Raw genomic sequence first — 20571 nt, 5'->3', positions numbered from 1 at the left:
CCTATTCTGCGATTCTACATAGAAGTGAAGGAACAGCAGCGAAGAGGTCAAAGTGAATAGTATCGACACCTTTATTGAACAACGTACCGGAGGCAGTAACCCGCAAACATCTTATGGGGCAGTGTTAAAACAAGAAGCCTCTGCGCTACGAGGTTTTCTTGGGCAAAACGACAGTTTTACACGGCACAAGGTGTTTGAGCGGCTGGCCTTACCGGAACGCATTATTGAATTCAACGTCAGCTGGCTGGATGATCAAGACGTAGTCCAGATAAACACCGGCTGGCGGGTTCAACACAGTAGTTTGATTGGTCCCTACAAAGGGGGCTTGCGGTTTCACCCGGATGTTAATCTTGATACTTTAAAAGCACTGGCTTTTGAGCAAAGTTTCAAAAATGCCCTTACCGGGCTGCCGATTGGCGGTGCCAAAGGTGGCGCGGACTTTTCCCCAAAAGGCAAGAGCGATACTGAAATCCTGCGCTTCTGTCAGGCATTTATGACGGAGTTGTACCGACACATTGGCCCAGCCCGGGACATACCGGCGGGCGACATTAATGTCGGTCTCAGAGAGATAGGCTATCTGTTTGGGCAATACAAACGCATCGTTAACCAGTTTGAAGGCGCGGTTACAGGTAAATCCCGTCACTTTGGCGGCAGTCATGTGCGTACCGAAGCCACAGGTTTTGGCGTTGTTTACTTTTTACAGAGTTTACTTAAAGAGCAAGAGCAGACACTGGAAGGCAAAACCGTCTGTATTTCGGGTGCGGGTAATGTGGCGCTGCATGCAGCACTTAAAGCAATTCAAGCGCAGGCCAAAGTCATCACCTTGTCTAACAGCCGAGGTTTACTCACCAACGAATCAGGCTTCACGGAAGAGCAAATCAACTGGTTACTGGAAAACCAATATAAACACGACAATCTGCTTGAAAGTGCGGAGCAAGAGTTTGATGTAAATTACCGCTCTGATTCCCCTGCCTGGCAAATGGCTTGCGATATCGCAATCCCATGTGCTACTCAAAATGAATTAACCCTCGAGCATTTGGAGAAACTGGTTGAATCTGGCTGTCAGGTTATCGTAGAGGGCAGTAATATGGCCCTGACTGACGAAGCACTGCAAGCGATAAAAGACAAAGACATCTATTTTGCTCCAGGCAAAGCAGCTAACGCCGGGGGCGTTGCCATATCCACACTTGAGATGTCGCAGAATGCCACGTTTTCACCACTAGATTACGATGCAATAGATGAACAACTGCAAGACATCATGCAAAACATCTATCGGCAATGCGCCGACAACGCTATTGAGAGAAACGGAAAACCAGATCTGCACAGCGGAGCCAGTATCGCGGCATTCAAAATCCTGGGTGAAGCCATGATAGCGCAGGGTGTTTAACCAGAGCCTGTTGATCTTTGCGGTACAATTTTATTGCAGTTCAACACGCTCTAAACAAACTGTCACTCGCGAAACAACCACTGTAGTGCTCCGGGCAAACGCTTTGACCAATCCAATTCACAGTGTCTGCCCAGCTTATCTTGCACCATATGCAACTGGGACGAATCAAACCCCGCAGATAACAAGGCGTTGTGCAAAGAATCCAGCAATATAAAAGAACCGTACTCCACTTCGCCCACATCGAAATAAAGCTTTAAACCCGGTGTTGGCGAAGCCTTTTTTGCCGCATTGATCAGATTGCTTTGTACGGGCATCAAAAACAATTGCCCTTCAGTGGTGGCAAAAGAAAAGGACGGTGAAAATGCGGCAACTTTGCCAAAGGTCTGACTGTGTTCTATAGCCCCATATAATGCCATTAATCCCCCCAACGAACTCCCCATCAGCGCAGTATGATCTACAGACGTTAACGTTCTGTATGTGCTGTCAATGTACGGCTTCAATGACTTTTCAATAAAGCCAATGGTATTTTCACCCTGCCCTTTTATCTTCTCTCCCCTGTAGTTAACAGCATCCCAGGGGTTATACTCTTTCCATCGCTCAGGACCATTAGCAATCCCCACCACTATGATGTCCATTTGAGCAGCAATGACGGTTTCATCCACCTGCCATTCATCACTGTAAGCTGCGGATTCCGAAAACAAGTTTTGTCCGTCCAGCATGTAAACCACTGGATAGCGTTTGTTAAAAGATTCCTGGTAAGATTCCGGTAAATGTATGTAGATATCACCACTGCGATTCAGTTCAGGCATGGGAAAATCCGTCAAGGTGATCAGTTTGCCCACGATGGTTTCTGGCGGCGTCTTCGATGGGTCTTTCGCCCAACCATAAAAATCAGGTTTGAATGAGGATTGAGTATCTGGTGGCAGAATAAACCCGCAGGTATTGGGTTTACCAAACCTGGTGGCCAATGGATTCTGAAAATCACCATTTTTATAGTAGTTGAAACTGATGTAACTTTGACCTTTTGGCACTGAGTACTGATAGCGCTTTTCTGATTCATCCCAGTTCATTTGAGAGGCTGTATTCATTTGCCACTCATTAAAACTACCCGCTACATTGATACGATAGTCTGCCGGTTGCTTATCAGGCGTATCAAAGATCAATTTAAGTCGTTCGCTATGCGCTTCGGCATGTGCCTGCAACGCCACCGCGCAAATTATCAGCGTCAGAAGCCTTGTTCCCCAGTGTGAATTCACTACTATTTTTTCTCAGTGTCAAAGGTAATGAACCCGAGTCTAGCCAGGGGAATAGATAAAATCAGATGAATTCGTATGCAGCTTTATCAGGGATACCTACTCCGCGTCACCCTGATATTTTTCGAGTTTGTTGTACAGGGTTTTGACACTCACCCCCAACTGCTCGGCGGTTTCCGTTTTATTGCCATCATTTTCCTTCAGGGTATTGAGAATTGCCTGCTTCTCCAGTTCTTCCAGTGGGACGCCGGTGGGTACGGTGTCGGTTTCTACAGGCTCAGGAGATTGCATTTGCTGTAACACAATATGCTCGGGCTCAATTGTATCGTTCGCCAGAATAAATGCCCGTTCAATAGTATGTTTTAATTCCCGCACATTCCCAGGCCACTGGTGCTGCGTAATTTTTTGTAGGGCATCCACTGAAATTTGTTTATCCGCGCCCTCGTGGCTGTTTCGATAGGCCAGAAAGTGCCTCGCCAATCCCACAAGATCAGAGTCCCTGTTGCGCAATGGCGGCACCTGCACAGGAAACTGAGCCAGCCGGTAATACAAATCCTCACGGAAAATTTCTTCTTCAACCGCTCTGGCAGGATCGCGGTTTGTCGCGGCAATAACTCTGACCCTGGCATGTTTCAGTGTGGTTGATCCAACCGGGCGAAACTCACCGGATTCCAATACCCTCAGCAGCTTAACCTGATGCTCCAACGGCATTTCAGTAACTTCATCCAAAAATAAAGTACCGTTTTCTGCCTGTTCAAAAACCCCTTTGTGGTCCTTAACTGCGCCGGTAAACGCACCTTTAACGTGGCCAAATAATTCACTGTCCACTAATTCAGGGCTAATCGCTCCGCAATTCACGGCCACAAAAGGTCCGTCACTTCGCTCACTAAATAAATGCACAGTATTAGCCACTAATTCTTTGCCTGAACCACTTTCGCCCATAACAAATACATTAATGTCAGTTTTGGCCACCTTGCGCAGCGTGCGATACAGCTTGCGCATAACTTTTGAGGAGCCGGCCAGCAGGCCAAATTGATCGATGTCACTGGTGCGGGTTTGTGAAATATTACTGGCCTGCTCTTCGAAATCTTCAGCGATATCAGCCAGACATTCGGTCACAGCGTCTAATTCGATAGGCTCACGGAAGTGATAACCGGCACCAAGGGCCATAAGTTCATCTATCACCGGATTGGGCAAACCATGACTCAGGAAGATAAATTCAGTATTTTCAAACAGTCTTTCCTGCAAACAGATTTTCAGTTCACGTTCCTGAACGTGCTGTGATTCAATATCCAAGATAACCAGTTGATATTCATCCAGCTTTAATTGCTCGATCCAATCCGAGCGAGACTCCACTTTAACCTGAATAAAGGATTTAAACTCTGATGACTGAACTAATTGTTCAGCGAACGCAGACTCGCCCACGTTATACATCAATTTGGGTCTTACAAACGCGTCTGAATTCATCTTTTCACCGATACCTGTCCGAGTTAGCTGCCCAGGCAAACTTTATTTCACTTTGGGCATAAGCTTTGCTTTATTTTCCTGAAAATTTAGCCGTCGTACTAAATTTTGTCCCCTTTGGCACATAGTACGTTGTTTTTAACAAAAAAGCTGATTGCAAAACGGTTTAATGGTGCCTGAAATGTAAAATTTACACAGTAATCAGTAAATATTTCCTGTGAACCAGTTCAAATTTTACAAAACCCGATAAAAATCGGGCAAATATTGAACATAAAAACTGGCGCGAAGTTTGAAAGCCTTCAGGTTAAGTTCAGAAAATTCAAGAGGAAGAGTGTGGATGACTGAAAATATAAAGAACAATACTGAATTTATATTCGTTAAACAGTTGCAAGATTCCTGCACGCTGATCAGAAACTTCTATCTCAAGGCAGCAAGCCGGGCTTCAGCACATGCGTTGAAGCATCAAATGCAGGCACTGGCAAAAGTGCTGTACCGCGCTTGCGAATCTATCACGCCCTTTGAAAGAAATCGCATCGCCATCAACAAACAACAAAACCAGCAGTTGCTAAAAATAGAGCACTGGTACCAAAGCAGCGCGAGCCGGCTGCCCACTCTCCCCACCACACAGTGGGTGATGGAGTCTAATAAATATCACCGACAATTCATCGCCTTGCTGCGCGCTCTCATTGCGCCGCAACAGGACAAACTTCTGCGTTACGTTTTATCTGACATGACCGCGCAACTGCAATTGGGTCACGATCAGTTAATAGACAGGTTAAATCGGCAGGAACATCTGATGCTGGATGAATCCTGAGCCTGGAAGACAGTCATTGAGATTTAAAAAATCGTTTCATTACTTTGCGATTTAACAAATCTGACACATTAAATAGTGTTATAGCATTTTTATGCACCTGTCAGGTAAATAAAACACCGTTAAAAATCAGTAATAACTTATGTAAAACGCACTATTAAGCCTCAATAGCACTTTAGGCATATATTTTGTATACTAACTATTAGAATTATACCTTTTAAATTTACAGATAACCGGAGAGAAAGGTCATGGACCCCTATCTTTTATTCGCGCTGGCATGTTATGCCGCTGTCATGTTGGGCATCGGCATATATGGCTTCAAAAATTCAACTGATGACGTTAAAGGCTATATCCTGGGTGGACGAAATGTCGGTCCCAAGGTAACGGCATTGTCCGCCGGGGCGTCAGATATGAGTGGTTGGATGCTGATGGGGCTGCCAGGTGCGATGTTTCTGTTGGGCTTCGAAACCATCTGGATAGCTATTGGTTTGTTGTCCGGCGCGTTATTAAACTACATGTTAGTCGCACCGAGATTGCGGGTTTATACCGAAGTCGCTGATGACGCCGTTACGCTGCCTGACTTTTTTGCCAAACGCTTTGGTGAGAAGAAGGGCGCACTGCGTCTGACAACCGCCCTGATAGCGATTATCTTCTTTACCTTGTACACCTCTGCTGGCCTGGTGGCGGGCGGTAAGTTATTCGAAAGTGTATTTGGTCTGCCGCATTATGCCGGTGTTATTACAACCATCAGCATTGTGGTGCTTTATACCTTATTAGGCGGCTTTCTGGCAGTCAGCATGACTGACTTTGTACAGGGCAGCATCATGTTTGTGGCACTGATTGCCGTGCCAATCGTAGCGGCCATGCAGTTTAGCGACTGGGGTACGATGGCGGACACCACAACCCAGTGGATTGCGGCTGAAAACGGACTGATTGAGGACGTGGGTAAACTTGCGCTGTTATCAAGCCTTGCCTGGGGTCTGGGTTATTTTGGTCAGCCTCATATTCTTGTGCGGTTTATGGCGATCCGCAATGTTGTGGATTTAGGCCAGGCAACACGCTTTGGTATCAGTTGGATGTTTGTATCACTGGTGGGTGCTGTTGCTACAGGGTTTGTTGGCATCGCCTACGTGCAAAAATTTGGACTGCAACTCGCGGACCCGGAAACCATTTTTATCCGGTTTTCGGAAGTGCTGTTCCACCCTTTAATTAGTGGCTTTTTACTATCCGCTATTTTGGCGGCCATTATGAGTACGATTTCTTCTCAGTTGCTGGTGTCGTCCAGCTCAGTAACAGAGGATGTGTACAAAATATTCCTGAACCAGTCACCCGATGAAAAGCAAGGTGTACTGTTCAGCCGTATTGCAGTATTTGCTGTTGCTGTCGTGGCAACGCTGCTGGCCCTTAATCCCGATAACAGCGTTTTAGGCCTGGTCGGGAACGCCTGGGCAGGCTTTGGGGCTGCATTTGGTCCATTAGTCATACTGTCACTTTACTGGCCCAAAATGACAAGAGCAGGTGCGTTAGCCGGCATAATCACCGGTGCGACTACGGTATTGCTGTGGATTTCCATTCCCGAGAGTTGGATTGGTATCAATCTGTCAGGCTGGCTATATGAAATAGTCCCGGGATTCATTGCATCCACCATTGCCATTATTACAGTTAGTAAAATGACATCAGCACCCAGAGCAGAATTAATCAACGATTTTCACACAACGGTTTCGTTGCTGGAAGCGCGAAATCACTAAGGAGTAAAAATGAGAATTTCCAACAAAAACAGAATTGTAATTAAAGTCGGTAGCTCCCTCATTGCTCCTGAAGGCAATGGCTGTAGTTCACGCTATTTACTATCTATAGCCAACTTCATTGTACGCTGTCACTTAATGGATACAAAAGTTGTACTGGTGTCTTCAGGCTCTGTTGCGGCAGGCCGTTCCTTATTTTCCGACACGCCAGACAAGTGCGGTAGCGTCACTCTGAAAAAGGCCATGGCGGCAGCCGGCCAAACTGAGATGATGGACGCTTGGAACAAGCTATTTGATTTTCCGACCGCTCAGTTGCTGCTGACGCAATACGACTTTCAGCAGCACGAACGGTTCCTGAGTATTCGGGAAACCATCGAAAACCTGCTGAACAACGATATTTTACCTATCGTTAACGAAAATGACGCGGTAACAACGGATGTTTCCAAGGTCGGTGACAACGACAACTTATCAGCCATGGTGGCTTCTGCTGTCGCGGCCGATGCGTTGATCATCTGTTCAGACGTCACGGGTTTATATGATGCTGACCCGCGCAATAACCCGGATGCCACGTTGATCAAAGATGTGAACAGCATCAGCCCTGAGCTTATGGCAATGGCCGGTGGCGCAGGTTCGGGTGTGGGAACCGGCGGCATGCGCACTAAACTGGAAGCGGCGCGCAAAGCCACGCAACGCGGTATCCCAACCGTCATCATGAATGGCTACGATGAGAATGGCTTTAACGAGCTATTGCAGGGGAATAACCCTGGCACCTTGTTCCACCCTGCCACGTCACCGCTGGATAAAAAACAGCATTGGTTAACCTATGGTGCCAAGGCGCGCGGCGAGCTGGTGATTTCGGAGCATGCCGCTGCTGAGGCTGAAGGTGGCAAGTTCCATCTGGACTACAAAGACATCGTGGATGTCAATGGTGAGTTCACAGCCGGTGACACCATCATTGTGAAAAATGAACAAGGTGAGCACATTGCCAAAGCCAAAGCCGAGCGAGGCAGTTGTTTGCTGCAGTTTCTGGTGAATAACGAAAACAACCAGGAATTGAAAGGCGCCAAATATAACGAGTTCAGACAGGTTCTGAACAAAAAGGAAATGACCTTACTGGAGGAGTAATATGAATATCAGAAAAGAATTGCAAGAAACCGCCAAAGCGGCAAAACATCTGGTGGCGCTGACCACCGAAGAAAAAAATAAAGTTCTGTTAATGATGGCATTTGCCGTTGAGCAAAACGAAGAAAAAATTCTGGAAGAAAACAAAAGAGATCTGGCTTTAGCCAAAGAGCAAGGCCTGTCAGATGCGATGATGGACCGTCTGGCCTTAGACAAAGAGCGCCTGAGTGCCATTGTTAAAAGTATTGAAGATGTGGCCAAACTGGATGATCCGGTAGGCAAAATGCGACCTTTGAACAAGCACGAAAATGGCCTTGAAATTAATAAAGTGCGGGTTCCGCTGGGTGTCATCGGGATGATTTACGAAGCACGTCCCAATGTCGCGGCCGAAGCATCGGCACTGTGCTTTAAATCGGGTAACGCCATCGTATTGCGCTGCGGTAAGGAAGCGATTAAAACCAGTTTTGCGATTGTTTCTGCCATGCAAAGTATGTTGATTTCCAACGGTTTACCCGCTGATGCCATTAAGCTGATCACCGATCCGGATCGCAAGTTAATGCTGGATTTGATTCAGCAAGACGATTTGTTAGATGTCATCATCCCTCGCGGTGGTGAGGGGCTGATCCGTTTTGTCACTGAAAACAGCAGAGTGCCGGTTATTCAGCACTACAAAGGGGTATGCCATCTGTTTGTCGATGAGTCCGCAGAAATCGAAAAGGCGGTGTCGCTGTTTTTGAATGGTAAAACCCAGCGACCCGGCGTGTGTAACGCATTAGAAGGGTTGCTTATCCACAAAGATATTGCTCAGGATATTCTGCCGCAAATACAACTTCATTGTGGGGTTAACGACATCAGGGTCCATGCCTGCGAGCGCAGTTATCCGTATTTCGAACATATGGAAGGCGTTGAAAAAATCGCGAATGATGAATTCGGCGAAGAATACCTGGCCAAAGAAATTGCGATTCGAATTGTTGATGATATTCATGATGCCATTGATCACATCGACCAATTCGGCAGTAAACACACTGAAGTAATTTGCACTGAAAACCCAAAAAACGCAGAACTTTTCCAGAAGATCGTCGATGCGTCGGTTGTGATGGTTAATGCCAGTTCGCGCTTTTCTGATGGTGGTCAGTTAGGCCTGGGGGCTGAAATTGGTATCGCCACCACCAAGTTACATGCCTACGGTCCAATGGGGCTGGAAGCACTGACAACCGAAAAATATCTGGTTAACGGCAACGGCCAAATCAGAGCCTAGGCAAAAAACCCCGTTTTTGCGCAAGGCAATTTCCCGAAGCCGGGACTGCGGTTATACAACCGCAGCCCCCAATTCCGTTTCCGTCCCCTGTCATCACTTGTTAATCACGGACCACCATGACCATTGATGAACTTCAGCAGCTCATAAGTTCTGATATCCTTTTTAAAAGTATTACTTCCCTGATACTCATCACCTTAATGGTGATTGTTCGAAAATTGGCCCTGAATAAATTACACAAAAAAGGGCAGAAAAAGGGCAAAGATTACCGTCACTCCATCAATATCGTAAAGCAGCTTAGCCATGGTGTGATGTTCGCATCATTGGTATTAGTTTGGTCCAGTGAAGTACAAAACCTGGCAATTTCGGTAGCGGCATTTATGGTTGCCATCGTGCTGGCCATCAGGGAGTTTTTACAATGCCTGTTAGGTTTTTTGTACTATATTTTCACCCGCCCCTTTCGAATTGGTGACTGGATAGAAATTCAGGGAGCGACCACGGGTGAGGTATATTCCATCGACTGGATCAAAGTCACCTTGCTGGAAGTGGATCCGGATGCCTTGGTTTATACCGGGAAAACCGTCTATGTGCCCAATAATCAGCTGATTTCCAAAACGCTTCGCAACCTGAACTTTATGCGTCGCTACAATATGCATAGCTTTACGCTCACCTTTGAGCCCCGGCAGCATGTACTGAGACAATTAGCTGAAATCAAACGCTTCGCCAGAGAGCTTTGTATCCCGTTTCGCGATGTAGCCTTGCGTTACAAGGACCTCATCGAAAGGCACCTGGAAAACGAATTTATCGAAATAGACCCCACGGTAAGCATAGAAACCGGCGAATTTGGCTATTTAGCACTGACAATCTCGTTGTTTTGCCCCACCGACAGAGCCCAGGGGTTACAGCAACAGATAACCGAGCACGTGCTCTACTACACCCTGCCATCGGACAATGAATCCCATCAGTGGGATACAAACCGACGAGAAATACGACCTGAAATGATGCGCTAAAAAAAATTAAAAAAAGCTATTGAATTAGTTGCGCGCAACACTATCTAAGTAGGAAGACAGGCATTTTGGCGCGACAAGTCGCCACAATCAGACGCTGAGAATAACGAGGAAATTCAATGGATATTATGGCATTAACGAATGATTCCAAGCAACTAAGTCAGGTTAGTAGTTACCAGACATTTGTTAATTATGCTCGCTCTATTCCTATGTTAAACGAAGAGCAAGAAACCGAGTTGTTAAAACGTTTTAAACTGGAAGATGATTTAGATGCAGCAAAACAGTTAATTCTGTCGCATCTGCGATTCGTGGTGCACATCGCCAACAGTTATCGTGGCTACGGTTTGCCTATGGAAGACATTGTCCAGGAAGGTAACGTTGGCCTGATGAAGTCAGTGAAACGCTTTGATATGTCTTATGGTGTACGTCTGGCTTCGTTTGCGGTGTACTGGATCAAATCCGAAATTCATGACTACGTGCTGAAAAACTGGCGCATGGTTAAGGTTGCTACCACCAAGGCGACCAAAAAATTATTTTTCGGCTTGCGCAAGTTCAAATCGAAACTGGCGTGGCTGACGGAAGATGAAGTGGCCAATGTTGCAAAGGAACTGGGTGTCAACGAAGCTGAAGTGCGTATGGTGGAAACCAACCTGCAACACAGTGACGTGTATTTTGAAAACACCACAGGTGAACAAAATCATGATGACTACGACCCATCAACCGTCACCAGTGCCCTGTTAGCGGATACGAGTCAGGCACCAGAAAAAGTGCATGTGGATAATGTGCAACAAAAACAACAGACTACGCAGTTGTCACTGGCATTAAAGCAACTGGACGAACGCAGTCGGGACATTATTGAGTCACGCTGGCTGCATCACGAAGATGCACAGTTAAAACTGGAAGACCTGGCGCAACGATACAACATCAGCGCTGAGCGAGTTCGTCAGATTGAATCTACCGCGATGGCCAAAATCAAACGCTTTATGGCATCCTCCAGTCTGGCCGCTTAAACGGCATCAAGATTTCACAAAAGCCGCCACCTCTTACATGGCGGCTTTTTTGTTTCAGGCTTTTTGCAACAAAAGCTCCCCTCGCCTTAATTTTCATTTAAGATTAATGTCACAAAATAGCTTTTGATTAACAGGCTCCCGGCTGCAGACAGGCACAACCAACATGAGAATATTAGTGGTAGAAGATGATGGTATCATCGGCGATGGTCTGGTGGCCGGCCTGCAACTGGATGAATATGCGGTTGACTGGCTGGAGACAAAATCCGCAGCTGAAGCCGCATTAAGCACTACCCCCTACGATCTCCTTATTTTGGATTTGGGTCTGCCCGATGGTTCCGGACTGGATATATTACGCGGTCTGCGAGCAAAGAAAAATCCAATACCAGTATTGATTTTAACCGCTTACGATGAGCTATCAGACAAGATTAAAGGGCTGGATACCGGTGCCGACGATTATCTGGTAAAGCCCTTTGACCTGGATGAATTGCGCGCCAGAGTAAGAGCATTGCAACGCAGAGCCATGGGGCGTAGTACACCGGTAATTGAAGTCGCTAATATCAGCATGGACCCGTCACGACTTAAAGTCAGTAAAGATGGCGAAAACATCAAATTAGGTCCACGTGAATTTGCCATTCTCAGAGTACTGATGGAAAACCAGGGGCGAATTCTGTCTAAATCGCAGATAGAAGACAAACTCTACGGCTGGAATATGGAAATTGAGAGTAATACCATTGAAGTGCACATGCATGGGCTGCGTAAAAAGCTGGGTAAATCCTTGATAACCACCATTCGCAACGTGGGCTATGTTATCGAATGAAGCGACTTAAATTCCTGCAATTTTGGCCAGTGGCAGCCGGAATACTGCTGATTACCGTTGTGCTGCTCAGTATCACCTTTTTGTCATCTTCGGCAACCACTACAATAACAATAGTATTCACCGGACTTTCCGGCATTTTAGCAGGCTTGTTTTTGCTAAACCGGTACTTAAAGTATCACCAACTATTGCATGAGCTGACAGCACTAACTACTCAATTTAGCAATATTAATCAAGGTCTTAGCACCCGGCTAGAGCTAAAAACCGAGCACCGACAGTTAACCGATTTAGTCACCCAACTGGACGCACATCTGGCCCTTGAAACGGAACGACTTGTGCAGGAGCAAAATTTTAGTGCCGACGCATCGCATGAGTTGCGTACCCCATTGGCAGGAATGCGTCTGCAAGCCCAGGTAGCTCAGCGCACCACAGATCCGCAACAGCGCGACAAAGCACTGAACAATATCATGCTCGCCATTGATCGCAGTACCAGACTGATAGAACAGCTTTTAGTCTTTTCGCGTTTAACCCGGCGACGCAATATCGCGGAAAACGCCAGTGAAGACCTGTTGGCGCTGTTTCACAAACAATTATTAAAACACTCGCAAGTTATCAAGCGCCAGTCCATCACCGTTATCACCAACCTGGATGAAGTGCACCTTCCCAAAATAACCATGCACCGCGATCAATTCACCGCCCTGCTGGATAACCTGATTATAAATAGTCTCAATCATTGTCCGGATAAAGGCCAGGTACGGTTTTTAATTGAAAACAACAACCGCAACCTGACGCTCAGTTTTGAAGACAGTGGCAAAGGCATTGACGACAAAGATCTGGCAAAAGTTTTGATTCCCTTTCAGAAATCCAGTGATGGAAAGCAAAAGAGCAGCGGATTAGGGTTAGCGATAGCGCACCGGGTTGCAACATTGCATTCGGGTCATTTATCATTATCCAGATCACAGTTAGGCGGGCTTAAGGTCACGGTAGTACTGGACCTGCAGCCTGATGCTTAACATTTTTGGCAAGGTTAAATCCACCTGTGTCTCGTTGACACGCTGACGATGTCCTGCAATCTAAGGTAAACATGCTCAATATTAGCCATTGGATACACCATTTCACCTATGCCAGAGACAGTAAAACGCTACTAGCGCTAGCTGTTGATGCCTTTAGCGACATTGGCAATACAGACCATGTAGATATTCAAATTACTGATACGTCTCAGTCGGATTTAATACAGCCACTAGCGGCACAGTTAGCAAGCCGCAACCTGATGGCTATAGACCAACACAGCGCTGAGTTACTTCAGATGCCGGGGTTTACCGCCAATCCCGGGGATACGTTTGTGGCTATCCTGCCACTCAGCAGGCATTCGTCTTCAGCTGGTTGGTTGTACTTCTATTTCAGCAAAAATAATGCTCCGGTTGCGTTTCCAACAGAACCACAAGAAGCTGCTCTTACAATAATTAGTGAAGCTTTCTTACTGGCCTGGCAAAGTATTTCCATTCAGGAAGCATTAACCCGACAGTTGACAGAGAAAACCGCGGAAGCACTGGAAATCCGGCTGCAATCTGAACAGGCGTTACGGGTAAAAAATCGTTTTCTATCTGCCACCAGTCACGATTTAAGACAACCCCTGCAACAAATCCAGAACCTGACGGGATTGCTAAAAAAGCAAATTCAACAACCCAACAGTCTGGCGCTATTATCCCGCATGACACACCTAATTGAAGATATGGATGAGGTGATGAAAACCTTGTTGAATCTGGACCGGTTAACCCAGGGTATTATTCAACCCGACATGACGAATTTTGCAGTTGCTGAGCTATTCAGCACGCTTGAAAACGACTTTCATGATCTGGCGGCCGGTAATCAGTTAACACTGACCATTGAAAAGCGTGAGATACAAATCTATTCAGACAAGAAGTTATTATTGCAGATTTTGAGAAACCTGTTGTCCAATGCCATTAAATATACCCAACATGGAAGCATCGGAATTCGATTACAACCCCAGGACAAGCACGTGCAATTGGTTGTGTTTGATACCGGTCCGGGAATTTTAGCCGAACAGCAAAAGATGATATTTGACCCTTTTTATCAACTGGAGTCTTCCTTGGAAAATGACGGTTTCGGACTGGGTTTGTCTATCGTTAAGGCGCTATGTGAAACCCTTCGGATCCCGGTAACGATCCACTCTGAGCCAGGTCAGGGCACTGAGTTTCAATTAACGTTGAGCAGAAGTCGCGCCGACTTTGAACCACAATTGCCTTCGTCAGTACCCTTGATACAAACGCAACCCACTGCCAAATTTAATATCCTCTATCTGGAAGACGACCCAATTTTACTGGAAAGCATGACCTTATTGCTCACAATGGCAGACTTTAACCCGCTGGGCAGCAGTCACCTGGAGCAGGCCTGTGCGGAGATGGAGCAACGTCATTTTCAACCAGATCTGATTCTTACCGATAAAAAACTGAGTTTTGAACAGGACGGCGTTCAGGTCGTTAAGCAGATTAGACGTAAATTCAACAAAGCAATTCCCGCCATACTGTTAACCGGCTACACAGAAAGTCGTATCACCCATCAGGCTTTGCAAGATGTACAGCGGGTGTTAACTAAGCCCATAGATATCGACCTGCTCACCTGCGAAATAAAACAAATACTCAATTCTCCTTAAGTTTCATTTAATATTGACACCTTAAGGTTTGCAGCAAATAAACACGATACTTTAAACCATGCAAACCTTTAGTGTGATAGAAAACAGTCAGGCAGTTTCTACAACTGCACAACCATTTAAACTGGTCAGAACCGATTTCTATTTATTAATCCAGGAGTTACGTCCCGCAATTTTGCGCTATTGTCAGCGCTACCTGCGCAATATTGACGATGCTGAAGAAGCCTGTCAGGAAACCATGCTGAAAGCCATTCAGGGCTTTTCTAAATTCGAAGGCCGTTCCAGCGTTAAAAGTTGGTTATACAGTATTGCCGCTAATGTCTGTGCAACGCACTACCAACAACGCGGCCGTATGGATTATCAGGATGACCTGGGTGACACCTTGGATGAGCCTGAATTTACGCCGGTCTTCAATGTAGCCGATGAATGTTTGTTTACTCAGTTGATCGACAAACTCTCGGTTCAGGAGCGCAACGTACTTAGTTTTCGCTTTATAGAAGATTTGCAGTTACCGGAGATCGCCAACTGTCTGGACCTGAATATCAGTACTGTTAAGATGTGTTACTATCGAGCATTGGACAAGTTTCAGTTGGCACAGGCCAGTTAAGGCCTTATCCCGACGGAACAATGATCACGATGGAATATTTTGAGAGTTTGGCGAGCGCCATGTTAGGGATGCCTGATGGCGACTTGATTGAACCAGAACCGTTCGTCATTGAAAGTATTGCCAATTACGTGGCGGAATTCGGTGGCTCCGGACCATTGATGATTATTTCTTTAACGATTATGTTCGCCTGTATTGGCTGTAATTTACTCACTTTAGCGTGACATTTAGTCTTTGCCCCTATCCTTTTATTTTGCTCAGTTTGGTATTATCTATGCTGGCGGCACTAAACAACCAGGTTGGCCTTAACCCCGACCTGTGATATTACTGAAAAAACCGGATAAACTTACCTTGAAGATGGACAACCTGCAGAGTAACTCAAAGAATGGATAATTTATTGGCTCGATTTTTAGACTGGAGTACTCTTTATTTCTCCAATCTGGTGTGGTCACTGGTGGTTCTGGTCAGTTACCTGGTGGTAACACGCCTGGCACTTCCCAGAATTAAATTTTTTGTGGATAAGAGCAAATTTAAAGCTGAGGCCACTAAGAAAGCCTTCCATACGGTTAAGCTATTGGTGGGTATCGTTACGGTAGCGGCTCTGTTGGTGGTTTGGGGCGTTGATTTCGGTGGTCTGCTGATACTGTCCACCTCAATTCTGACCTTAACCGGTGTGGCAATGTTTGCCAGTTGGTCCCTGTTAAGTAATATTACCGCCTATTTCGTTTTGCTTTTTCACAATGCCTTTCGACGCGGTAATTTTGTCAGGATCATGGATGCAGACAATTACATGGAAGGATATATTGCCGACGTAAACCTGTTTAACACCAAGATTGTTACCGATGATCGCGAAGTGATTATCTACCCCAACAATCTGATCCTGACCCGTCCCTGTATTATTAACCCCCGCAGCCGCTGGAAGGTCATTGGCAAGGTTACCGACAAGAACGACAAAACCGAACCTGAACCCTGCCCGGAAGAACCCGTTCAAAAAGAAGAACGCACAGCCTGATTAGGGGCTGCTGATCTTTGCGGTACAATTTTGCATAGATCAAGCCCCAGGTTATACCGCCTCTAGCGCAGCGCCTCGATGCGTTTTTCCAGTGGCGGATGGCTGGCTAACAATGAGTGCAACTTACCGGCGCTGATAGCAAAAGCCACCATTTCATCTGGCATACTGCTCTGGTGCTGGAATTGACGTAATCTTTCCAGTGCTGCAATCATCTTGCGGTTTCCGACGAGCCTGGCAGCACCGGCGTCGGCTCTGAATTCCCGATATCGGGAAAACCACATCACCAACATCGACGCTAAAAATCCAATGATGAGTTCAGCGATAATAGACACTATCCAGAATGCCGGACCGTGCCCTCGTTCAACTTTAAATACCAGTTTGTCAACGGTGTGGCCAACCACCCGGGAAATAAAGATCACAAAGGTATTCACTACGCCCTGCAATAGCGTCATGGTGACCATATCACCATTCGCAATATGGCTGACTTCATGAGCCAATACCGCATCGACTTCATCACTGTCCATGTGCTGTAATAGACCGGTGCTGACCGCTACCAGCGCACTGTTGCGATTCCACCCCGTTGCGAAGGCGTTAGGTGAGGCACTGTCGAAGATGCCCACATCGGGCGTCCTGATACCACACTGTGCTGAGTGTTCGGCCACTCTGGCCAATAACCAACGTTCGGTTTGATTGGCAGGCGTGGAAAATACCTCAACCCGCATGGTTTTAATCGCCATCCATTTGGACAAAAGTAATGAAATAATGGCGCCGCCAAATCCGATAATACCAGCATAAACCAATAATGCCTGCAGGTTCAGATCAATGCCATTTTGAGCCAGCAACCCTTCAAAACCAAGCAGTTGAAAAGTAACACTTATCACTGCTATCACAGCCATATTAACCGCTAAAAACAAAAAGATTCTGAGCATATCAACCTACATATAATCAACAGTGTTAGTGGCCTTCGTTGCTTCCGGATCAGAATTCGAAGGCGCATGTTCAGATGCATGTGTCCCTTTTAACAATCTACCCAGAATATCTGCACCAGTAATAATACGGGGTTTATTGGTCCAAACCAGCACCACATCTATTTCGATATTCCCGTCATGATCCGGGTCCAACGAATCGGCTGATTTTAGATGTAACAGAATATCGCCTAAATTGGTTTTTGGATCACGTACAATCAACGGGCGATAACAATAGTGATAGATATCAAATTCCTGTGATGTATCAAACACCGCGGCTCTTAACAGGCCATCAGCGTCAGCAACCAGCAAGGGTTCGCCTTGCTCATTGGCTAAAACCACCCATTTTTTACCACTGGCGTTAATCTGTCGCAGAATCTCATCGTCAGCGCTGCGAGTGATAGTCGGAAACTGCGGAAAGTCCACTTTAGTGGGTAAACGAATAATGGACCTGGGATCTAAAAACTCCCCTTCCTGGTTAACGCTGATATCATCGATGGTCAGAAAGTTAACAGCCCCGATTCCTTCCAGTCTGTCGACTTCGGCTTCTTCAGATTCCACGTGTTTGCGAATGACATTTTTTAAATCTCGTTCTCGCATGTAATCAATCCCTTCCTTGCCCAGCCAGGCGTCCAGCACTTTGGCAGAAGGTCGGGCAACCGGATAAAGTAAAAACTGATAAATTCGCAACACTGGAGAGAGGAACGACGCCATTTTCAGGGCATTTCGGGAAAAATAGGCTTGCGGGATAATCTCGCCAAACAGCGTGATAAAAATGGTTGAAAATGCGAACGCCACCACACCGGCCATAACCGAATCAGACAACAAGGTAAGTAATACATTGATACCCACGTTGCCCCACAAAATGGTGGAGAGCAGAAAATTGGAGTCTTCCCGCAATTGCAGAATACGTGCAGCCGCCTGATTGCCTTGCCCTACTTCCACTTCCAGTTGTAATCTGCTCAAACTGAAAAAAGCCAAATTCAAACCCGAAAACATGGCTGATTGCGACAAGCAGAAAAAAATACCACACCAGATCAGTGTATCCAGATTCGCCACAGTTTTTGCCTATAAAATCCTGATATTAAACTAAAGTGTAGACGATGCACGGCGTTCATAAGTCACATTACCGGTTAATTATTGCTGCCGGGGTATTTTTCCTCATCAGTTAATGGTGTTACCAGATTTTTTCTGGTCAGTGCTTTTCTCGCCCGAATATTGACAACTTCCACCAACAGCGAAAATACCACCGCGAAATACAGATAGCCTTTTGGAATGTCAAAGCCCAATCCGTCAGCCACCAGCGCAGTGCCAATCAACACCAGAAAGCTCAGGGCCAGCACCTTCAAAGTGGGATGTTGATGAATGATATCGCTGATGCTTTTTGCCGCTACCATCATAACCAACATGGCCACAATGACTGCAGCAATCATCACTTCTATATCTTTTACCATGCCGACCGCTGTAATCACTGAGTCCAGAGAAAATACGATGTCAATGATAGCAATTTGAGCGATGATGAAGCCGAAACTCACAGTTGCAATCCCCAGCTTCTGGTCACGGGTTTCCGTTTCAGCGTGTAATTCAATGGTAGCCTTGAGTAATAAAAACAAGCCACCACCGATCAAAATAAGATCCCGAATAGATATCTCATTGCCCAACAAGGTGAAGATGGGATCGTTAAGCCGCATAATCCAGGCAAGTGCAAATAGCAGTAACACGCGCAAAATCAGCGCCAGCGACAAACCAATAATGCGCGCTCTGGCTTGTTGCGAATGTGGCAGGCGTGCAACCAGCACAGAAATAAAAATAATATTGTCGATACCTAAAATGATCTCCAGAGCAGTCAGCGTTAAAAATGCCAACCACACGGTAGGATCTAAGAGCAATTCCAAAAGCACTCTCCCCGATTAATGCCCTGAGTACAGTTGTTGTCGCGCGGTTCTTATACCGTCGCGAAAGCATTTCAAAGGCGTTGATCAAAAGATAGCAACGGCTGGGTGATTTACCACTTTGGGTTACAATGACTTTTCAACAAGTTTGTACACCTCGGGTTACTCAGGCAACAGCAGCTACCAAATTGCTGTGGTGCAGTACTCGCGCTAAACTGTTCAAACTAAAGGGCTTTACTAAAAAGCCGCTGATTTCCATGGTGGAGGCCCATTTCACATTTTGAGGGGTTGCGTGACCGGAAAACACAATCACTTTGGCCAGAGGATAGCGCTCGTTAACCTGAGCAATTAAATCCAGGCCATTTCCGTCGCTCAGCTCAATGTCGATAAAAAAAACGTCACAAACACTGTCACCGTGCAGTTCGGTCGCTTCCCGAATAGAGTGGCTTTTTACTATCCGGTTAAATCCAAAATTTCGCAGCATCTGAGCCAATAAGTCGCAGATGGGATAATCGTCATCAATAATATGCGCTGAGATAGAAGCATATACCGAACTCATTGAGCCACCTCTTTGTTGTCATCACAAAACAAAAATCGGTTTTTACCGTCGCTTTTGGCACGATACAATGCCTGATCCGCCCGCCTGAACATGGATTCCGGCACTTCGCCTTTAACCGGATAATCCGTCACAATTCCGCAACTGACCGTAACCATATCTGACACTGTGGAATAAGGATGCGGAATTGCTGCATCCTGTAACTCCTTCATGATTTTTTCGATAATTTGTGTAGCGCCCTGTTCATCCGTATCCGGCAATAGTGCGACAAACTCTTCTCCGCCAACTCTGGCAGGCAAATCTGAATTGCGTTTACAGCAATAGCGCAGGATTTCACCAAACTGCACTAATACATCGTCTCCCTTACCGTGACCGAGATTATCGTTGTAGAGCTTAAAATCATCGATATCGATAACAATTAGTGACATAACACTTTTTGAGCGCATTGAACGACGCCACTCTTCAATCAGGGCTTCGTTGTACCGTCGGCGATTGGCGATTTTGGTTAAGGGGTCGGTGTGAGCAAGTGCTTTTAACGCCTGGGTTTTTCTGAGTAAGCGAACATGGTTGCGAACTCTGACGGACAGTACAGTTGAATTGATAGGTTTTGGCACAAAGTCTACGGCCCCCATGTCAAATCCGTAGGCGAAATCCACATCTTCATTGCGCCCGGAAACCAGTATGACCGGGATGTCCCGTGTTACATCAATATTTTTTAGAGCATTACAAACATCATACCCGGACATGTCCGGCAAATTAACGTCCAACAAAATGATATCAGGTTGGTGGTCAGATGAAGCAATAACCAGTGCATCAGCGGCACTTTCAGCACAAGTAAGTTTGTAATGTTCTTCAAGGATATTGCACATATACCCTAACACCGTCGGGTCATCGTCCACCAGCAATAAACTTGCATTTTTAACATTCATTCGAAGATATCACCAAGATTTACCCCTTGTTGTCTTGCAACGATACCAGAATGAATGAATTCGAAAATAAGACA

Annotated in this window: 20 protein-coding genes; 13 read left to right on the top strand and 7 right to left on the bottom strand. The window is 46.0% G+C overall.

Translation table 11 applies throughout. The features are described from left to right. Nucleotides 1–52: 52 nt before the first annotated feature. Nucleotides 53–1387, top strand: coding sequence for an NADP-specific glutamate dehydrogenase (gene gdhA / locus LJ740_RS19350; RefSeq protein WP_229530774.1), 1335 nt, complete (start codon nt 53–55; stop codon nt 1385–1387). A 62-nt stretch (nt 1388–1449) separates the two neighbouring features. On the opposite strand, the gene LJ740_RS23355 is transcribed toward gdhA, so the two are convergent. Together LJ740_RS23355 and LJ740_RS19340 are read right to left on the bottom strand one after the other, a co-directional pair. Further along, nucleotides 1450–2643 carry an alpha/beta hydrolase gene (locus LJ740_RS23355; protein WP_229530773.1) on the bottom strand — a complete coding sequence of 398 codons (1194 nt, stop codon included), beginning with the start codon at nt 2641–2643 and terminating at the stop codon, nt 1450–1452. A gap of 96 nt (nt 2644–2739) precedes the next feature. After that, the gene (locus LJ740_RS19340; RefSeq protein WP_229530772.1) at nt 2740–4107 is read right to left on the bottom strand and encodes a sigma-54 interaction domain-containing protein; all 1368 of its coding nucleotides are present in this window, start codon (nt 4105–4107) and stop codon (nt 2740–2742) included. A gap of 334 nt (nt 4108–4441) precedes the next feature. Here LJ740_RS19340 and LJ740_RS19335 point away from each other — a divergent pair, with 334 nt between their 5' ends. From LJ740_RS19335 to LJ740_RS19280, 12 genes are all read left to right on the top strand, one after another. Beyond that, on the top strand, nt 4442–4918 hold the full coding sequence (locus LJ740_RS19335; RefSeq protein ID WP_229530771.1) for a hypothetical protein: 477 nt from the start codon (nt 4442–4444) through the stop codon (nt 4916–4918). A 245-nt stretch (nt 4919–5163) separates the two neighbouring features. Then, nucleotides 5164–6663, top strand: a complete 1500-nt coding sequence (gene putP / locus LJ740_RS19330) for a sodium/proline symporter PutP (protein ID WP_229530770.1) — start codon at nt 5164–5166, stop codon at nt 6661–6663. Between the two features lie 9 nt (nt 6664–6672). Beyond that, the gene (gene proB, locus LJ740_RS19325) at nt 6673–7785 is read left to right on the top strand and encodes a glutamate 5-kinase (protein WP_229530769.1); all 1113 of its coding nucleotides are present in this window, start codon (nt 6673–6675) and stop codon (nt 7783–7785) included. Nucleotide 7786: 1 nt separating this feature from the next. Further along, nucleotides 7787–9040 (top strand): glutamate-5-semialdehyde dehydrogenase, encoded by a 1254-nt coding sequence (locus LJ740_RS19320; RefSeq protein WP_229530768.1) that lies wholly within the window; start codon nt 7787–7789, stop codon nt 9038–9040. A 116-nt stretch (nt 9041–9156) separates the two neighbouring features. Beyond that, nucleotides 9157–10047, top strand: a complete 891-nt coding sequence (locus tag LJ740_RS19315) for a mechanosensitive ion channel family protein (RefSeq protein WP_229530767.1) — start codon at nt 9157–9159, stop codon at nt 10045–10047. A gap of 116 nt (nt 10048–10163) precedes the next feature. Further along, nucleotides 10164–11054 carry an RNA polymerase sigma factor RpoH gene (gene rpoH / locus LJ740_RS19310; protein ID WP_229530766.1) on the top strand — a complete coding sequence of 297 codons (891 nt, stop codon included), beginning with the start codon at nt 10164–10166 and terminating at the stop codon, nt 11052–11054. Nucleotides 11055–11217: 163 nt separating this feature from the next. Then, a complete protein-coding gene (locus tag LJ740_RS19305) occupies nt 11218–11871 on the top strand; it encodes a response regulator (RefSeq protein ID WP_229530765.1) in 654 nt (217 codons plus the stop codon). Next, the gene (locus LJ740_RS19300) at nt 11868–12881 is read left to right on the top strand and encodes a sensor histidine kinase (protein WP_229530764.1); all 1014 of its coding nucleotides are present in this window, start codon (nt 11868–11870) and stop codon (nt 12879–12881) included. Before LJ740_RS19305 ends, LJ740_RS19300 begins: the two co-directional genes overlap by 4 nt. Before the next feature lie 71 nt (nt 12882–12952). Further along, nucleotides 12953–14542 (top strand): ATP-binding response regulator, encoded by a 1590-nt coding sequence (locus LJ740_RS19295; RefSeq protein ID WP_229530763.1) that lies wholly within the window; start codon nt 12953–12955, stop codon nt 14540–14542. Between the two features lie 58 nt (nt 14543–14600). Beyond that, entirely contained in the window at nt 14601–15146 is a 546-nt protein-coding gene (locus LJ740_RS19290) for an RNA polymerase sigma factor (protein WP_229530762.1), read from the top strand. Between the two features lie 29 nt (nt 15147–15175). Beyond that, on the top strand, nt 15176–15367 hold the full coding sequence (locus LJ740_RS19285) for a hypothetical protein (RefSeq protein WP_229530761.1): 192 nt from the start codon (nt 15176–15178) through the stop codon (nt 15365–15367). Between the two features lie 161 nt (nt 15368–15528). After that, on the top strand, nt 15529–16155 hold the full coding sequence (locus tag LJ740_RS19280) for a mechanosensitive ion channel domain-containing protein (protein WP_229530760.1): 627 nt from the start codon (nt 15529–15531) through the stop codon (nt 16153–16155). A 62-nt stretch (nt 16156–16217) separates the two neighbouring features. Here the strand turns inward: LJ740_RS19280 and htpX are convergent, their stop codons facing one another. The 5 genes from htpX to LJ740_RS19255 form a co-directional block, all read right to left on the bottom strand. After that, on the bottom strand, nt 16218–17084 hold the full coding sequence (gene htpX, locus LJ740_RS19275) for a protease HtpX (protein ID WP_229530759.1): 867 nt from the start codon (nt 17082–17084) through the stop codon (nt 16218–16220). A 6-nt stretch (nt 17085–17090) separates the two neighbouring features. Continuing rightward, on the bottom strand, nt 17091–18170 hold the full coding sequence (locus tag LJ740_RS19270; RefSeq protein WP_267498369.1) for a DUF21 domain-containing protein: 1080 nt from the start codon (nt 18168–18170) through the stop codon (nt 17091–17093). An 83-nt stretch (nt 18171–18253) separates the two neighbouring features. Next, nucleotides 18254–19021: a TerC family protein gene (locus LJ740_RS19265; protein WP_229530758.1), complete on the bottom strand. Its 768-nt coding sequence runs from the start codon at nt 19019–19021 to the stop codon at nt 18254–18256. Between the two features lie 157 nt (nt 19022–19178). Next, nucleotides 19179–19571, bottom strand: a complete 393-nt coding sequence (locus tag LJ740_RS19260) for a response regulator (RefSeq protein ID WP_229530757.1) — start codon at nt 19569–19571, stop codon at nt 19179–19181. After that, the gene (locus LJ740_RS19255) at nt 19568–20497 is read right to left on the bottom strand and encodes a GGDEF domain-containing response regulator (protein WP_229530756.1); all 930 of its coding nucleotides are present in this window, start codon (nt 20495–20497) and stop codon (nt 19568–19570) included. The genes LJ740_RS19260 and LJ740_RS19255 overlap by 4 nt, the downstream gene beginning before the upstream one ends. Nucleotides 20498–20571: the final 74 nt, after the last annotated feature.

Source organism: Planctobacterium marinum (genome assembly GCF_020687805.1).
In the GTDB taxonomy this organism is placed as follows: domain Bacteria; phylum Pseudomonadota; class Gammaproteobacteria; order Enterobacterales; family Alteromonadaceae; genus Planctobacterium; species Planctobacterium marinum.
The sequence above is the reverse complement of the archived record's forward strand: the minus strand, read 5'-3'. Positions and strand labels throughout refer to the sequence as shown.

Excerpts from the sequence above, each read along its gene's own strand:
- LJ740_RS19305 (WP_229530765.1), top strand. The coding sequence starts at position 11,218 with ATGAGAATATTAGTGGTAGAAGATGATGGTATCATCGGCGATGGTCTG.
- LJ740_RS19315 (WP_229530767.1), top strand. The coding sequence starts at position 9,157 with ATGACCATTGATGAACTTCAGCAGCTCATAAGTTCTGATATCCTTTTT.
- LJ740_RS19295 (WP_229530763.1), top strand. The coding sequence starts at position 12,953 with ATGCTCAATATTAGCCATTGGATACACCATTTCACCTATGCCAGAGAC.
- htpX (WP_229530759.1), bottom strand. The coding sequence starts at position 17,084 with ATGCTCAGAATCTTTTTGTTTTTAGCGGTTAATATGGCTGTGATAGCA.
- LJ740_RS19340 (WP_229530772.1), bottom strand. The coding sequence starts at position 4,107 with ATGAATTCAGACGCGTTTGTAAGACCCAAATTGATGTATAACGTGGGC.
- rpoH (WP_229530766.1), top strand. The coding sequence starts at position 10,164 with ATGGATATTATGGCATTAACGAATGATTCCAAGCAACTAAGTCAGGTT.
- LJ740_RS19280 (WP_229530760.1), top strand. The coding sequence starts at position 15,529 with ATGGATAATTTATTGGCTCGATTTTTAGACTGGAGTACTCTTTATTTC.
- LJ740_RS19260 (WP_229530757.1), bottom strand. The coding sequence starts at position 19,571 with ATGAGTTCGGTATATGCTTCTATCTCAGCGCATATTATTGATGACGAT.
- LJ740_RS19320 (WP_229530768.1), top strand. The coding sequence starts at position 7,787 with ATGAATATCAGAAAAGAATTGCAAGAAACCGCCAAAGCGGCAAAACAT.
- LJ740_RS19285 (WP_229530761.1), top strand. The coding sequence starts at position 15,176 with ATGGAATATTTTGAGAGTTTGGCGAGCGCCATGTTAGGGATGCCTGAT.
- proB (WP_229530769.1), top strand. The coding sequence starts at position 6,673 with ATGAGAATTTCCAACAAAAACAGAATTGTAATTAAAGTCGGTAGCTCC.
- LJ740_RS19300 (WP_229530764.1), top strand. The coding sequence starts at position 11,868 with ATGAAGCGACTTAAATTCCTGCAATTTTGGCCAGTGGCAGCCGGAATA.
- LJ740_RS19255 (WP_229530756.1), bottom strand. The coding sequence starts at position 20,497 with ATGAATGTTAAAAATGCAAGTTTATTGCTGGTGGACGATGACCCGACG.
- LJ740_RS19335 (WP_229530771.1), top strand. The coding sequence starts at position 4,442 with ATGACTGAAAATATAAAGAACAATACTGAATTTATATTCGTTAAACAG.
- LJ740_RS19290 (WP_229530762.1), top strand. The coding sequence starts at position 14,601 with ATGCAAACCTTTAGTGTGATAGAAAACAGTCAGGCAGTTTCTACAACT.
- putP (WP_229530770.1), top strand. The coding sequence starts at position 5,164 with ATGGACCCCTATCTTTTATTCGCGCTGGCATGTTATGCCGCTGTCATG.